The sequence below is a fragment of the Paenibacillus fonticola DSM 21315 genome (assembly GCF_000381905.1).
In the GTDB taxonomy this organism is placed as follows: domain Bacteria; phylum Bacillota; class Bacilli; order Paenibacillales; family Paenibacillaceae; genus Fontibacillus; species Fontibacillus fonticola.
Genome location: NZ_KB907277.1, coordinates 1 through 15003, shown reverse-complemented (window position 1 = coordinate 15003; position 15003 = coordinate 1). Strand labels below are relative to the sequence as shown.

General features: G+C 50.3%; 15 protein-coding genes and 1 rRNA gene. All 16 read left to right on the top strand.

Translation table 11 applies throughout. The annotated features are described in order from the left end of the window. Positions 1–38 precede the first annotated feature (38 nt). Positions 39–1655, top strand: coding sequence for an L-aspartate oxidase (gene nadB / locus G358_RS0125015; protein ID WP_019640003.1), 1617 nt, complete (start codon positions 39–41; stop codon positions 1653–1655). Further along, positions 1645–2511, top strand: a complete 867-nt coding sequence (gene nadC / locus G358_RS0125010) for a carboxylating nicotinate-nucleotide diphosphorylase (RefSeq protein WP_019640002.1) — start codon at positions 1645–1647, stop codon at positions 2509–2511. Before nadB ends, nadC begins: the two co-directional genes overlap by 11 nt. 6 nt (positions 2512–2517) lie before the next feature. After that, positions 2518–3288: a type III pantothenate kinase gene (locus tag G358_RS0125005; RefSeq protein ID WP_019640001.1), complete on the top strand. Its 771-nt coding sequence runs from the start codon at positions 2518–2520 to the stop codon at positions 3286–3288. Positions 3289–3312: 24 nt separating this feature from the next. After that, positions 3313–4197, top strand: a complete 885-nt coding sequence (gene hslO / locus G358_RS0125000; protein ID WP_026342453.1) for an Hsp33 family molecular chaperone HslO — start codon at positions 3313–3315, stop codon at positions 4195–4197. Between the two features lie 249 nt (positions 4198–4446). Then, on the top strand, positions 4447–5385 hold the full coding sequence (gene cysK, locus G358_RS0124995) for a cysteine synthase A (RefSeq protein WP_019639999.1): 939 nt from the start codon (positions 4447–4449) through the stop codon (positions 5383–5385). 159 nt (positions 5386–5544) lie between these two features. Continuing rightward, positions 5545–7128, top strand: coding sequence for an anthranilate synthase component I (locus tag G358_RS0124990; RefSeq protein ID WP_019639998.1), 1584 nt, complete (start codon positions 5545–5547; stop codon positions 7126–7128). Beyond that, positions 7128–7709: an aminodeoxychorismate/anthranilate synthase component II gene (pabA, locus tag G358_RS0124985; protein WP_019639997.1), complete on the top strand. Its 582-nt coding sequence runs from the start codon at positions 7128–7130 to the stop codon at positions 7707–7709. The genes G358_RS0124990 and pabA overlap by 1 nt, the downstream gene beginning before the upstream one ends. After that, the gene (locus G358_RS0124980; RefSeq protein WP_019639996.1) at positions 7706–8629 is read left to right on the top strand and encodes an aminotransferase class IV; all 924 of its coding nucleotides are present in this window, start codon (positions 7706–7708) and stop codon (positions 8627–8629) included. Before pabA ends, G358_RS0124980 begins: the two co-directional genes overlap by 4 nt. Positions 8630–8661: 32 nt before the next feature. Then, positions 8662–9498, top strand: coding sequence for a dihydropteroate synthase (gene folP, locus G358_RS0124975; protein ID WP_019639995.1), 837 nt, complete (start codon positions 8662–8664; stop codon positions 9496–9498). Between the two features lie 68 nt (positions 9499–9566). Further along, on the top strand, positions 9567–9929 hold the full coding sequence (gene folB / locus G358_RS0124970) for a dihydroneopterin aldolase (protein WP_019639994.1): 363 nt from the start codon (positions 9567–9569) through the stop codon (positions 9927–9929). Between the two features lie 8 nt (positions 9930–9937). Beyond that, positions 9938–10486: a 2-amino-4-hydroxy-6-hydroxymethyldihydropteridine diphosphokinase gene (folK, locus tag G358_RS0124965; RefSeq protein WP_019639993.1), complete on the top strand. Its 549-nt coding sequence runs from the start codon at positions 9938–9940 to the stop codon at positions 10484–10486. After that, positions 10438–10644: a helix-turn-helix domain-containing protein gene (locus G358_RS32665; RefSeq protein WP_026342451.1), complete on the top strand. Its 207-nt coding sequence runs from the start codon at positions 10438–10440 to the stop codon at positions 10642–10644. The genes folK and G358_RS32665 overlap by 49 nt, the downstream gene beginning before the upstream one ends. Before the next feature lie 92 nt (positions 10645–10736). After that, positions 10737–11738 carry a tRNA dihydrouridine synthase DusB gene (dusB, locus tag G358_RS0124955; protein ID WP_019639992.1) on the top strand — a complete coding sequence of 334 codons (1002 nt, stop codon included), beginning with the start codon at positions 10737–10739 and terminating at the stop codon, positions 11736–11738. 416 nt (positions 11739–12154) lie between these two features. After that, positions 12155–12631, top strand: a complete 477-nt coding sequence (gene greA, locus G358_RS0124950; RefSeq protein WP_019639991.1) for a transcription elongation factor GreA — start codon at positions 12155–12157, stop codon at positions 12629–12631. A 176-nt stretch (positions 12632–12807) separates the two neighbouring features. Continuing rightward, the gene (lysS, locus tag G358_RS0124945) at positions 12808–14316 is read left to right on the top strand and encodes a lysine--tRNA ligase (RefSeq protein WP_019639990.1); all 1509 of its coding nucleotides are present in this window, start codon (positions 12808–12810) and stop codon (positions 14314–14316) included. Between the two features lie 577 nt (positions 14317–14893). Next, a 16S ribosomal RNA gene (locus tag G358_RS0124940) occupies positions 14894–15003 on the top strand; the annotation flags it as partial.

The following is a 15003-nucleotide window of genomic DNA, read 5'->3' as shown; positions in this document are numbered from 1 at the left end:
ATGCGCTACTCTCTTGTTCAAGATAGGTGACCTGTGTAATGATACCACGATATTTGGTTGATTTCGATTTGAGTGAGCTGCCGGTGATCGATACGGATATAATTGTGATTGGATCAGGCATCGCCGGACTGTTTACGGCCATTAAAGCAAGCGAGAAGCATCGCGTCGTCGTAATTACGAAGAAATCATTACTTGAGAGCAATACCAGATATGCCCAAGGAGGCATTGCTGCCGTAATATCGGATGAGGATTCACCTGAGTACCATAGGCAAGATACGCTGATGGCTGGAGCTGGGTTATGTTCTCCGGCATCAGTAGACATTTTAGTCAATGAGGGGCCTGCTGGAGTTAAAGAACTAATGACACTGGGCACTGCCTTTGATATAGAAAACGGGGAGCTGGCTTTAACACGGGAAGGCGCGCATAGTCATCGCCGTATACTGCATGCTAATGGAGACGCGACAGGCTATGAAATCGTCCGGGCTCTGTCTGAGCAGGTAGCGGGTCATTCCAATATCGAGATTTGGAACGAGCATTTTGCGATCGATCTGATTACGGAGAACGATGAATGCATCGGGGCTCTTGTCCAGCGTCCCGATGGACAGCAGGTATTCCTCCGCGGAATGGCTACTATATTGTGCTCGGGAGGAGCGGGCCAATTGTATCGCTATACGACGAATCCCGATGTGGCCACAGGAGATGGCATCGCTATGGCGTATCGGGCAGGAGCGATTGTCCGGGATATGGAATTCATTCAGTTCCATCCGACGTCCCTATGCTACTCTGGCGCCCCGCGTTTTCTGATCTCAGAAGCAGTACGGGGAGAAGGAGCAGTGCTGCGCAATGTCAAGGGTGAGCGTTTTATGGAGAAATATCACCCCCTGCTGGAACTCGCTCCCCGCGATATTGTGGCCCGGGCGATCGTAAGCGAAATGGAGGCGACGAAGTCCAGCTTCGTCTATCTGGACATTACGCATGAAGCGCCTGAGACGATCAAACATCGGTTTCCGACTATTTATGACACCTGCCTCGGGTATGGTTTGGATTTGACGGCGGATTGGATTCCCGTAGCTCCGGCTGCGCATTATATGATGGGAGGCGTCCGCACCGGGGTTCATGGTGAAACGAATGTACAACGTTTATTTGCATGCGGGGAAGTGTCATCGACTGGCGTCCATGGCGCTAACCGGCTGGCGAGTAACTCGCTGTCAGAGGCGGTCGTATTCGGCCGGCGTATTGTTGAGCGGATTCAACAGCTTTCTCCTATGACCAGGCAAAACGGGAGCGTCGTATATCAAGAGGATCGCCACGAAGCCATCATGCAGCCGATTGTCGAGCGTCGTTTAAAGCTGCAGAAGGTGATGGTCCGCCAGGTGGGCTTGCGCCGGAGCGAGGAAGGCCTTAGGAAGGGGCTGGAGGATTTGCGGCGTCAGCTGCCTGTGTTCAGGACTGCCCTGCATACCCGGGAACAGTGGGAGTACGCCAACATGCTGACATGCGCCCTGCTGCTGACGGAATCAGCGTTGGCCCGGCAAGAGAGCCGCGGTGGCCATTACCGCGAGGACTACCCGCAGCGGGATGATGCAGGATGGCGTAAGCATATTTTGCAGCAACGGGAAAAAGGAATGCTGGAGGAGTCTAACGATGATGTTTAACGGATATAACGAAGGGCTGGTGGAGTCCATCCGCCTATGGCTCAGAGAGGATGTCGGCGCTGGCGATGTTACGGCAGCGGTTACGGTTCCTGCCGGACATCAGTCCAAAGGGATTATTCATGCCAAAGAGGAGGGGGTCGCGGCAGGTCTGCCGGTGGCTGCTCTCGTCTTTGAGGTGGTTGATCCTGCCCTTACGTTTAAGGCTTTGGTGAAGGATGGAGATCCGGTTGCCAAGGGAACGGTTTTGGCTGAGGTAGAAGGAAGCACCCACAGCATTCTTACGGGCGAGCGGCTGGCTCTGAATTTACTGCAGCGATTGTCGGGCGTGGCGACGCGGACGCGGAAATATGTCGACGCATTGCAAGGGCTGCCCGTGCGGCTTGTAGACACGCGGAAGACGACGCCGGGCCACCGGATGCTGGAGAAGTATGCCGTGCGCGTAGGCGGAGGGGCCAATCACCGGTTCGGGTTATATGATGCGGTCATGATTAAGGACAATCATATAAAAGGTGCCGGAGGCATTGCGCCAGCGGTGCAGCGGGCCCGTGCGGCTATTCCGCACACGATGACAATCGAGGTGGAAACCGAGAATTTGCAGCAAGTGGACGAGGCCTTGTCAGCCGGAGCAGATATTATTATGCTGGATAATATGGCTCCTGGCCTGATGAAGGAAGCAGTAGGCCGTATTAAGGCCAGAGCGCCGCATGTTACGGTTGAGGCCTCGGGCAACGTCTCGCTCCAGACGATCTATGAAATAGCGGAAACCGGGGTTGACGTTATTTCTGTAGGCAGGCTGACGTATTCATTTGACAGCTTGGATATCAGTCTGGATTTGAACGAGAGGAAAGAGGGGTAAAGCTGCATGTTCGTTGTGGTAGATGTAGGCAACTCGAATATTGTACTGGGAATCTACAGGGGGCGAGAGCTGCTTCACCATTTTCGGCTGAGTACGAACCGGCAGTCGACGGCAGATGAATACGGCGTAAAGATATATAATCTGTTCCAAATGTCTAAAATTGCTGTAGGCGATATTGAAGGGGTTATTATTTCTTCCGTCGTTCCTCCGCTAATGCACGTGCTGGAAGAGCTGTGCGAGAAATATTTGCATCGAAAACCGTTAGTTGTCGGACCCGGAATCCGGACGGGGCTTAATCTTCGGTACGAAAACCCGCGCGAGGTCGGTGCGGACCGGATCGTGAATGCGGTGGCCGCGGTGGAACAATATGGCGGGCCGCTTGTAGTCGTTGACTTCGGGACAGCTACGACTTTTGATTGTATTGACGGGGACGGCAATTACCTTGGCGGTGCGATCGTCCCGGGCATTGGCATTTCAACGGAGGCGCTGTATCAGCGAGCCTCGAAGCTGCCGCGGATTGAACTGGAGAAGCCGAGGAAGGTCATCGGCCGGAATACGGTTCACGCGATGCAGGCGGGCATTATTTTTGGCTATGCCGGCCAAGTGGATGGCATCGTCAGCCGGATTCGCCGTGAGATGAAAGCAGAGGCGAATCTTAAAGTCGTGGCAACCGGAGGGCTTGCGGAGTTAATTGCTAGTGAGACAGAATATATTCAGGAAGTAAATCAACTGCTTACTTTGGAAGGGCTGCGCATTATATATGAGCGTAATCAGTAATGGGGGGTCTTCACATCTATGAAAATGGAACAAGGAAAGGACCGGTTAATTCGGGGCACGGCCATGAACGGCAAGGTGCGCGCATTTGCCGTTCGCACGACTGCGCTCGTGGAAGAGCTGCGCCGCCGCCATGATACTTATCCAACAACGACGGCAGCTCTGGGACGCACTGTTACTGCGGCTGCAATGATGGGCGCTATGCTGAAGGGCAGCGAGAAGCTGACCGTTCAAGTTAAAGGCGATGGGCCGGTCGGCCAGATTATTGCGGATGCCAATGCAAACTGTGAGGTTCGCGGTTACGTTACGAATCCGCATGTGCAGCTGCCAAGCAACAGTCAGGGCAAGCTGGATGTTGCCGGTGCTGTCGGAACGACGGGCTTTATTCATGTCACGAAGGACCTGGGGCTTAAAGAGCCTTATAGAGGCAGTGTTCCTCTTATTTCTGGCGAGCTTGGCGAGGATTTTACGTACTATTTTGCCGTATCGGAGCAAACTCCGTCAGCCGTCGGATTGGGCGTGCTCGTGGATACCGATTCATCGGTTATTGTAGCCGGGGGCTTTATCATTCAGCTGCTGCCGGGACTAGGCGATCAGGAAATCGATGCGATTGAAGGGGCCATCGGCCAGCTTCCTCCGGTTACTTCGCTTCTGGATCAAGGGTTGGAGCTGGAGGAAATGCTTCGCAGGATCGTTCCTGATTTCAACCTGCTGGACGAATCGGAGGTCGTATTCGCCTGCAACTGCTCGGTTGAACGCGTAGAACGAACGTTGATCAGCCTGGGCTATGATGAGCTTACCGAGATGCTGCAAGAGGATAAAGAAATTGAAGTTGTCTGCGACTTCTGCAACGAGCCTTATAAATTCAGCCCGGAGAGAATTGCTGAGCTTCAGCAGTTGACTAAAAGTTAAAGTATTTGAAATTTTAAATGACATTGTCATCCAGGCGAAAAGGGCTGGATGGCAATGTTTTTTTTGTAACGATTCTTGACAACATATACCGATGGTTGTTAAGATAATGAAAGAACAATACCAACTTAATTACTCGGAAATAAATGAGGGCAGGAGAAACGTGGAAAATCCGACTCCTCTTTCGTTTTTTAGCAACTAGATTAGATTGTCTTGACACTTATATCTAACTAAATCTGGGAGGTTTTTTGCATGGCTAAAATCGTTAACAACGTAACAGATCTGATCGGGGATACACCGCTTGTTCGCTTGAACCGCATCGTACCCGAAGATAGCGCTGAAATTTATGTGAAGCTGGAGTATCAAAACCCTGGCGCAAGCGTTAAAGACCGCATCGCCATCAGCATTGTAGAAGAAGCTGAGAAAGCGGGCAAATTAAAGCCAGGCGGAACGATTATTGAAGCGACTAGCGGTAATACCGGAATCGGGCTGGCACTTGTCGCTGCTGCTAAAGGATACAAAGCGGTTATCGTTATGCCGGAAACGATGAGTATCGAACGCCGCAACTTATTACGCGCTTACGGAGCAGAGCTTGTACTGACGCCTGGTGCAGAAGGAATGAACGGCGCCGTGAAAAAGGCGGAGCAGATTTTGTCAGAGAACCCGGATTATTTCCTGGCTGATCAGTTCAGAACTCAGGCGAATGTGAAAATTCACCGCGAAACGACTGGGCCGGAAATCGTTGAGGCGATCGACTCCCTTGACGGCAAGCTCGATGCATTTGTTGCAGGGATCGGAACAGGCGGAACGATTACGGGTGCAGGTGAAGTGTTGAAGAAGCGTTTCCCTGAAATTAAGATTTTTGCGGTTGAGCCTGCAGCTTCTCCGATCTTGTCTGGAGGCAAACCTGGACCTCACAAAATTCAAGGTCTTGGCGCCAACTTCATCCCTGAAATTCTGAACCGTGAAATTTATGATGAAATTATTCATGTTGAGAATGATGAAGCGTTCGAGCAAGCTCGTACAGTGGCTAAAGAGGAAGGAATACTTTCGGGAATTTCCTCGGGGGCCGCTATCTATGCCGCACTTAAAGTAGCGAAGCAGCTCGGCAAAGGCAAACGCGTAGTAGCTGTCGTTCCAAGTAACGGAGAGCGTTACTTGAGCACACCGCTCTACAATTTCGAAGCTTAAGATCCGCATCTTTATAATGAACCCCCATCGCCGTTTGCAAAGACGACGTGGGGGTTATGTATTTAATGGGGATGTTCAACCCGTTCAGGTTTTAGTATACTAGCTAGCATCAAGTAACAACCTAGCATCAAGTAGGTAACAACGCTGGAGGAAGTGACGATGATGGATACCGTTACACGGTGGGAGCATTGGGAAAGGTGGGCGGTGGAAGGAAGCTGGACCTTGCTGCCCTACGCTGGCAAAATGAGTGCGGGTGCGGGGTTGCCGAGCGACTGGTCGCAGGCGTGGGAAGAAGCGCAGCCCTACTCTTTTGTGCTGGAGAGCGGTAAAGGCGGCCGTTATACTTTTCTCGGATTGGAACCGGTATCGATTATCCGGGGGAAAGGCAATTTGGCGCGGATTGAGGAAGTGAATACGGGACAGCATACAGCGGTGGAGGGACGTCCGCTAGACGTTCTGCATGACTGGCTGAAGCCATTTACATCCCCGGCTGTACCCGGGCTGCCTAAATTTAGCGGAGGCGGGGTGGGATATCTTAGCTATGATGTTGCCCGCTCGCTGGAGCGCCTACCTGTTGTGGCAAAAGATGACCTCCAGATAGATGATTATATATGGATGCGTATGGAGGAATTGTGGGTCTTCGACCATGAGCGCGAAGAGGTGTACGCCATAGTTCATTGTCCGGTCCCGGCAGCTGAGTCCTCCTCAACGCTGGCTGAGCTGTATGAAAAAGCCGGGCACCGCGCGGCTCTTATGCTGGAACGCTGGAAAAGTGTTGTAAAAGAAGCAGAGCGGGGAGAGACGGCTGCAATAACGATGCGGCGGAAGGCGGCGCTATCGGCGAGGGAAGCGTCTTCGGCGGAATGGGACGGCATTTTGGAGCGCTCCTCCTCTATTTCGTTTGCTCAGGAGGATTTTGAGGCAGCGGTGTCCCGGGTACAGGAGTACATTGCAGCCGGTGACGTATTTCAGGTGAATTTGTCTCTGCGCAGGGGAATTCCGCTTACGGCTTCACCGGAAGATATTTATGAATGGCTGAGGCTGCTTAACCCTTCCCCTTATATGGGACTGTTTCGTTTTCCTGAATTTCAGCTCGTTTCGGTATCTCCGGAGCTTTTGGTGAAGCTGGAGCAGGGAAAGATGGCCACCCGTCCGATTGCCGGTACACGGCGCCGCGGCAGCACCTTGGAAGAGGATGAAGCGATGGTGCGTGAGCTGCTTGATAGCGAGAAGGAGCGGGCGGAGCATATTATGCTCGTTGATCTGCTTCGTAATGATTTAGGGCGCGTATCTCAGTACGGCACGGTGAGAGCAAGCGAGCTGATGGTGATCGAATATTATTCCCATGTGATGCATCTCGTTTCTCAAGTGGAAGGACAAGTGGCAGAAGGGAAGACACCGTTTGATGTTATCGCCGCGGTGTTCCCCGGAGGCACGATTACCGGAGCGCCAAAAGTGCGGACGATGGAAATTATTGAAGAGCTGGAGCCCGTGACACGCGGACCCTACACCGGTGCCATGGGATGGATTGACTACAATGGCAATATGGAATTAAATATAATTATACGAACACTGGTCGTCAAAGATGGAGTAGGGCATATCCAGGCAGGTTCGGGTATCGTGATCGATTCGGTACCTTACAGGGAATACAGGGAGTGCCATAATAAAGCCAGAGCTATTACGATGGCGGTTCAGCTCAGTGAGGAATTCGCCGCGGAGGGCCAAGGACAGGGGATGAAATGATGATACTGGTTATTGACAATTACGATTCATTTACGTACAACCTCGTGCAGTATTTAGGTGAGCTTGGAGAAGAAATTGTAGTACGCCGCAATGATGAAATTGATTTACAGGGCATCGAGGAACTGTCACCGGACCACATTTTGCTGTCACCAGGACCGTGCACGCCGAATGAGGCTGGAATTACACTGGGTGTGATTGATCGTTTCAAAGGGTCCATTCCGATCTTTGGCGTATGTTTAGGCCATCAGGCCATCGGCCAGGCATTTGGCGGGAAGGTAGTTAGAGCGGAACGGCTGATGCATGGCAAGACCTCGCCGATCCATCACAAGGGAGAGTCTGTATTTGCGGGGCTTCCTTCACCGTTTACGGCAACCCGCTATCACTCATTGATCGTAGAACGGGAAAGTCTTCCCGATTGCCTGGAGATTACCGCCGAGACGGAAGAAGGCGAAATCATGGGCCTTCGTCATAAAACATATGCCGTGGAAGGGGTTCAGTTCCATCCAGAATCGATCACTACCGAGCACGGCCATCATTTGCTCCGCAACTTTTTAAGCCGCAAGGCGGGGGTTGGGGTATGAATTATATCGGGGTAAATGGCATAATTACCCCATCCGCTGAAGCCGTGATATCCGTAATGGATCACGGCTTTATGTACGGAATGGGGCTGTTCGAGACGTTCCGGACTTATCAGGGAGAGCCATTCCTGCTGTCCAGACATTTAGAACGGCTTCGGCAAGGATGCCTGGAGCTGGGCATACGCTATGACGTTCGCGAAGAGCTGCTGCGCAATGAAATAAAGCAATTGCTGGCAGCGAATGAATTGCTGGACGGCTATGTCCGGCTTACGGTCTCGGCGGGAGTCGGCCCCCTTGGCTTATCTTCGGGAGATTATGCGGAGCCGTCCGTTATTATATACGTTAAACCTTTACCAAAGCACGATCCAAAGCTGTATGCCCAAGGCAAGGAGCTATGGCGTCTTGTGACACCGCGCAATACGCCTGAAGGCAAAGTCAGACAAAAATCGCTTCACTATATGAACAATATATTGGCAAAACGGGAGTTGGAGACGCTTGCCCCACTTGCCCCGCTTGCCCCGGCCTCAAGCTCGGCGGCAACGCCTGAAGGGCTGCTATTAACGTCAGAAGGATATTTGGCCGAAGGGATCGTCAGTAATTTGTTTTTTGTACTTGGTGGCAAACTATACACGCCCTCGATCGAAACAGGCATTCTTCCGGGGATTACCCGGGCGTTTGTGCTGGAGCTTGCTGCGGGGCAGGGACTGCAGTATGCGGAAGGGAGCTATACTTGGGATGAGCTTCTGACCGCGGACGAGGTGTTTTTGACGAATTCGATTCAGGAATTGGTTCCCGCGACTGTTTTGGCCGAGCCTGGGGGAACGAAGCCAGGGGGAAAGAGGTACTCCGTAGGGAACGGGACGATAGGTCCCATGACGAAAATGCTTTTGGATAGGTATAGAGGCTATACTAAGCAGGATTAGAAAAATGCCCGGAAAGGGGACAAGGAATTAATATGCAGCCTAAGTTGTATCAACGTGCTTACACATGGGGAGATGTGGAGCTAAGGCTTGGCGAGCGCACGCTAATTATGGGAATTTTGAACGTGACCCCGGATTCGTTCTCCGATGGCGGACGATATAATCGTACTGACCGGGCGATTGCCCATGCGCTGGAAATGGTTCAGAATGGAGCCGATATCATTGATATTGGCGGGGAGTCCACCCGTCCGGGACATGAGCCCGTCTCCTTAGAGGACGAGTTGGAGCGGGTGATCCCGATCGTGGAAGCGATCCATCGCGAGGCGCCTTATATCCCGATATCTGTGGACACTTATAAATCAGAAGTAGCACGGCAGTCGCTCGCGGCTGGCGCGCATATTATTAATGATATTTGGGGCTGTCAGGCAGATCCGTTAATGGCAGGCGTTGCTGCCGAGTACGGATGCCCCGTTATTTTAATGCATAACCGGCGTGACCCGAATTATGTAGATTTGATGCAGGACGTTGTGTCTGATCTTTTGAACAGTGTGGAGATTGCCCGGCGTGCCGGAGTGAAGGACGAGCAAATTATACTTGATCCGGGAATCGGCTTCGCCAAAGATTATAATGAGAATTTGCGCGTAATGAAGTCTTTAGACCAGCTGGCAGAGCTCGGCTTCCCGCTGTTGCTGGGCACCTCCCGTAAGAGGTTTATCCGCTCCACATTGGATTTGCCGGTGGATGAGCTGGTAATGGGAACCGCTGCGACGGTTGCGCTTGGCATCGCTCAAGGCTGTCAGATTGTGCGGGTGCATGATGTGAAGGAAATGAAGCGTTTGGCTAAAATGTGCGATGCTATCGTTTACGCTTAACGGGTCGTAATTTAGAGTTGATGAATTAAAGTTTTGTGCTGTAATAATGCTGGAAGGGTGAGAAATCCATGGATAAAATGGTACTGCGGCGCATGGAATACTACGGATACCATGGCGTTTTTGAAGAAGAGCGGAAATTGGGCCAGCGGTTCTATATCAGCCTGGAGCTGGAGCTTGATCTACGGGCAGCCGGGGAGAGCGATGATTTACAAAAGACGGTAAATTATGCCGAAATACATGAGTTAGTACGAGGAATTGTCGAAGGCAAGAGTTTTAAGCTGATTGAGGCGCTTGCTGAGCATATTGCATCCTCCTTACTGGACACTTATACTATGGTAGATGCGTTAACGGTTCATGTCACAAAACCGCATCCGCCATTTGATATTCATTTTGAAGGTGTGACGGTGGAAATCTACCGGACTAGAAAGTGAGACGTGCGATGATGACACATGCAACCTCTGGAACCTCAGAGGCTTATATTGCTTTAGGGGCTAACCTCGGCAACCGGGAAGCGACATTGTTGGAGGCGCTGCGCCGGCTTGATGTCTATCCGGAGATTAAGGTTCTCCGCTGCTCCCGAATGTATGAGACAGACCCGGTCGGATATGTGGATCAGCCTTGCTTTGTAAATATGGCTGCCGTGCTGCAAACGACATGGAGTCCAGAACAACTGCTAACCGTGATGCAGCGCATTGAGCTGGAGTTGGGAAGGGAGCGCAAAATCCGTTTTGGACCGCGAACGGTGGATTTGGATCTGCTATGGGTAGAAGGCCAGCAAATCGATACTCCGCTATTAACCTTACCGCATCCGCGGATGATGGAGAGGGCATTTGTCCTTGTTCCCTTGGCAGATATCGTTCCTGAAGGGGAGATCTCCGGGTTATACCGGGAAATTCAGCAAGCATTGAACATCATGGATGGAAAGGAAGGCGTCCGTTTTTGGAAAACTTGCAACTGGCGCAGCGAATCCGGGCATTTCGAAAACTAAAGGGGTTTACGCAGCAGCAGCTTGCGGAGCAAACCGGCGTATCACTGGCCGTCCTTGGCGCTATAGAGCGTGGGAACCGACGTGCTGAAGATCAAATTTTAACTAAAATTGTGGATGTTCTGGGCATAACAATGTCCGAACTGAAATCATCAAAATAAATCGCTGAACGGGAAAAGTGCTCTAGTTTACTATATCGTGACTTGCCCGCAACGCGTAAATTCAACAAATTTACGTTATAGGAGGAGAACTTATGCTGAAAATCGGCGATATTGAAATGAAAAATCAGGTCGTGCTAGCGCCGATGGCGGGCGTGTGTAATCCGGCCTTCCGGCTTATTGCCAAGGAGTTTGGCACCGGTCTTGTCTGTGCGGAGATGGTTAGCGATAAAGCGATCATTCACGGCAATAAGCGTACGAAGGAAATGCTGTTTGTGGATGAGCGGGAGAAGCCGCTTAGCCTGCAAATTTTCGGCGGGGATCGTGAAACCTTAGTAGAAGCAGCTAAAGTAGTTGATCAGGAGACGAATGCAGACATTATCGATATTAATATGGGCTGCCCTGTGCCCAAGGTGACGAAGTGTGATGCAGGAGCGCGCTGGCTGCTTGAACCAAACAAAATTTATGAAATGGTTTCTGCTGTCGTCGGGGCGGTCAGCAAGCCGGTTACGGTAAAGATGCGCATCGGCTGGGATTCTGAGCATATTTATGTAGTCGATAATGCCAAAGCGGTGGAGCAGGCTGGGGGTAAAGCAGTCAGCGTACACGGCCGGACGCGGGAGCAGCTCTATACTGGGAAGGCGGACTGGAGCTATATAAAGCAGGTTAAAGAAGCGGTATCCATTCCGGTCATCGGCAACGGAGACGTAGCAACGCCGGAGGATGCAAAACGGATGCTGGAGCAAACCGGATGTGACGGAGTCATGATCGGCCGGGGGGCGCTAGGAAATCCGTGGATGCTGTATCGGACTGTGGAGTATCTTAAGACAGGGGAGCTGCTGCCTGAGCCTGAAGCGGAAGAGAAAATCCGTATTGCCATTCTTCATATGGACCGGCTTGCCGCCCTTAAAGGCGAGAACGTGGCTGTCCGTGAAATGCGCAAGCATTTGGCCTGGTATTTGAAAGGGATGCAAGGGGCAGCGAGGATCAAAGACGTCATTATGGAGGAGACCAAGCGAGACGAGATGGTTCGAATCCTCGAGAATTTTGTCGCTAATGTTTCCGGCGAGCCTTCTAACGAAGTGGAATCTGCATAAGCTTACATTGAATTGCATAAGGTTCAAAATGAGAACTGCATAAAGCAAAATGAAATTTTGTGGTGGCGTAAGCTGTATTTTTTCAAATCAGACAGCCGTCATGAAACGTTTACATTTGAAAAATGTACTGTCATTGACATTTCGAAAGGGTTCACCTATAATTTTTCAGTATAAATTCGCCTCAGGAGATAACTTCCACAACATGGGGTGGTCTGAGCTCCATGAGATTGCATATGATATTCTCAAATGATGCGTGAATTTTCACGGCCGTGATAAATAACGGCAACTCGGGCCCTCGTGGGTATAATTCCATGACCTAATTGGATCCCTCCGTTGCGGAAGGTATTTAATATGAAGGAGCCCATGACCGCGCGCATAGTGCGGAAATTATTTCCATGACAGGAGAATCGGTTGAGATGAGCGATAAAGAGGTTATTCTTACACAAGATGGTCTTAAGAAGCTGGAAGAAGAGCTTGAGAATTTGAAATCTGTAAAGCGCCGTGAGGTGGCCGAACGGATTAAGGTTGCTATCGGTTATGGCGATATTAGCGAGAACTCGGAGTACGAGGATGCTAAAAATGAACAGGCATTCATTGAAGGCCGAATTATTACTCTCGAGAAAATGCTGCGCAATGCACGTATCATTAACAATGATGAAATCGACACGGATACGGTCAGCATCGGCTCAACGGTAACTGTGGAGGATTTGGAATTCGGTGATACAATGGAATACGCGATTGTTGGAACGGCTGAATCCGATCCGCTTCAGAATAAAATTTCGAACGAAAGCCCAGTAGGTAAGGCGATTCTTGGTAAGCAAAAGGGCGCCGTTGTAGACGTAACTGTACCAGCTGGTGTGATTCAATATAAAATTGTAGATATTAAGAAATAGGGCGGTATTTGATTTTGATGGAAGGAGCTTCCCCTGGGGAGGCTTTTTTCACTGTTATTTCAGTGTTAGTTTAATGGTATTCAATTGTTTTACATTGTTATATTTGATCAGTGCTTTTTCAAAGGTGTGTAGAGGCAACATCCAGATAAATTAAGTTAGTGAAGGAGTGGAGCAGAATGAGCGAGGAGCATAACTCTCAGGAACAAGAAGTAGAAATAAGTGAGCTGCTGCAAATCCGGCGTGATAAATTGGACGAGCTCCGTGGGCTCGGCATTGATCCTTTCGGAAAAAAATATGTCCGTACCCACACGGCAGGGGGGATTCTGCAGCAATATGACAGTCTGACGAAGGAAGAGCTCGAGGAGAAGAAGATCCAAGTTTCGATCGCCGGACGCATTATGGCCAAGCGGGGGATGGGTAAAGCGAGCTTCGCCCATATTCAGGATTTAAGCGGTAAAATTCAGATTTACGTACGTCAGGATAGTGTGCCTGAAGTGAAATATGAGGCATTCAGTCTTCTTGATCTCGGGGATATCGTCGGTGTTACTGGAGAGGTGTTCAAGACGAAAACGGGCGAGACGACCATTAAGGTTGCCGACCTCGAGGTTTTGTCTAAATCGCTCTATCCATTGCCGGATAAATATCATGGTCTAAAGGATGTTGAGCTTCGCTACCGCCAGCGGTATGTTGACTTGATCGTCAACCCGGAGGTGCAGCAGACATTTATTAAGCGTTCCCGCATTATCCAATCGATGCGCCGTTATTTGGATTCGCTTGGATATTTGGAAGTGGAGACGCCGACGCTGCATAGTATTGCTGGAGGTGCTGCGGCACGCCCATTCATTACTCATCACAATGCGCTCGATATGGAGTTGTTTATGCGTATTGCGATTGAGCTTCATCTAAAGCGTCTAATTGTAGGCGGCTTGGAGAAGGTGTATGAGATCGGGCGGGTTTATCGGAATGAAGGTGTATCTACTCGGCATAATCCGGAATTTACTATGATTGAATTATATGAGGCTTATGCAGACTATAAAGACATCATGGCGCTCACCGAGAATATGATCGCTCATATTGCTGAAGAGGTACTGGGCACAAAGGTAGTGAATTATCAGGGCCATGAGGTAGACTTGACGCCGCAATGGCGGCGCGTTTCAATGGTCGATGCGGTTAAAGAGGTTACCGGAGTCGACTTTGGTGTACAGATGAGCAACGAAGAAGCGCACCGCCTTGCGAAAGAGCATAAAGTGCCGGTCGAGCCTCATATGACATTTGGACATATTTTGAACGCATTTTTCGAGGAGTTTGTAGAAGAGACGCTCATTCAGCCTACCTTTGTATACGGACATCCGGTAGAAATTTCGCCGCTCGCCAAGAAGAACGAAGAGGATCCGCGCTTTACCGATCGCTTCGAGTTGTTCATCGTTGCCCGGGAGCATGCCAATGCGTTTACCGAGTTAAATGATCCAATCGATCAGCGCCAGCGATTTGAAGCACAGCTTCTGGAGCGAGAGCATGGCAATGATGAAGCCCATGAGATGGACAATGATTTCATTCATGCGCTCGAATATGGCATGCCGCCAACTGGCGGACTGGGCATCGGCATCGATCGTCTCGTTATGCTGTTGACCGATTCCGCCTCGATCCGTGACGTATTGCTGTTCCCGCATATGCGCAACGAATAGCATTGAAGAACCGAGCCTGCACTGCGCGCTGGGAGATGCGCGCGGTGTCGAGCCGCAGGAGGGTGTCGCTTGACAGCTGTCCGGCAGCCGGGCTCGGTTTTTTTATTTGCAGTTTCGTGATGCAGATGGCAGAACGGGGTACGATAAATTAGTGCGGGATTATGTGAGTAGAAGGTGTGGAATTGTTATTATGGAATCAGGTGGAATTTGGAAGAAGAAAAACTAGTACAAATGCTTGCGAAAGTTTATAAAAGATGTTATATTATATTTCCGGTCGTTAACTACAAGCTTTTCGAAAAACTTTAAACAGTTTGAAAAAAAGTTTTAAAAATAAAGCTTGCATTTCTACACCGGATGTTATATGATAAGAAAGTTGCCGATGAAACAACGGCGACACACAAGAAACGAAATTGATCTTTGAAAACTGAACAACGAGTGAGCGGGTTTCACGCAAGTGAAATCTAAATAATAGAGTCAGATGCAAATCTGATCTCGTCAGATTCAAAATGAGCTATCAGCTTATTCGATAATCGGATGGAGGGCCTCTTGCTTTCGGGCAAGAGCACTTATCCGAACTTTATTGGAGAGTTTGATCCTGGCTCAGGACGAACGCTGGCGGCGTGCCTAATACATGCAAGTCGAGCGAGGTTATTTTGGAAGCTTGCTTCCGAAATAACCTAGCGGCGG

What these genes read in the sequence shown, in the direction of transcription:
- nadB (WP_019640003.1), top strand. Translation starts at nt 39, where the DNA reads ATGATACCACGATATTTGGTTGATTTCGATTTGAGTGAGCTGCCGGTG.
- nadC (WP_019640002.1), top strand. Translation starts at nt 1,645, where the DNA reads ATGATGTTTAACGGATATAACGAAGGGCTGGTGGAGTCCATCCGCCTA.
- G358_RS0125005 (WP_019640001.1), top strand. Translation starts at nt 2,518, where the DNA reads ATGTTCGTTGTGGTAGATGTAGGCAACTCGAATATTGTACTGGGAATC.
- hslO (WP_026342453.1), top strand. Translation starts at nt 3,313, where the DNA reads ATGGAACAAGGAAAGGACCGGTTAATTCGGGGCACGGCCATGAACGGC.
- cysK (WP_019639999.1), top strand. Translation starts at nt 4,447, where the DNA reads ATGGCTAAAATCGTTAACAACGTAACAGATCTGATCGGGGATACACCG.
- G358_RS0124990 (WP_019639998.1), top strand. Translation starts at nt 5,545, where the DNA reads ATGATGGATACCGTTACACGGTGGGAGCATTGGGAAAGGTGGGCGGTG.
- pabA (WP_019639997.1), top strand. Translation starts at nt 7,128, where the DNA reads ATGATACTGGTTATTGACAATTACGATTCATTTACGTACAACCTCGTG.
- G358_RS0124980 (WP_019639996.1), top strand. Translation starts at nt 7,706, where the DNA reads ATGAATTATATCGGGGTAAATGGCATAATTACCCCATCCGCTGAAGCC.
- folP (WP_019639995.1), top strand. Translation starts at nt 8,662, where the DNA reads ATGCAGCCTAAGTTGTATCAACGTGCTTACACATGGGGAGATGTGGAG.
- folB (WP_019639994.1), top strand. Translation starts at nt 9,567, where the DNA reads ATGGATAAAATGGTACTGCGGCGCATGGAATACTACGGATACCATGGC.
- folK (WP_019639993.1), top strand. Translation starts at nt 9,938, where the DNA reads ATGATGACACATGCAACCTCTGGAACCTCAGAGGCTTATATTGCTTTA.
- dusB (WP_019639992.1), top strand. Translation starts at nt 10,737, where the DNA reads ATGCTGAAAATCGGCGATATTGAAATGAAAAATCAGGTCGTGCTAGCG.
- greA (WP_019639991.1), top strand. Translation starts at nt 12,155, where the DNA reads ATGAGCGATAAAGAGGTTATTCTTACACAAGATGGTCTTAAGAAGCTG.
- lysS (WP_019639990.1), top strand. Translation starts at nt 12,808, where the DNA reads ATGAGCGAGGAGCATAACTCTCAGGAACAAGAAGTAGAAATAAGTGAG.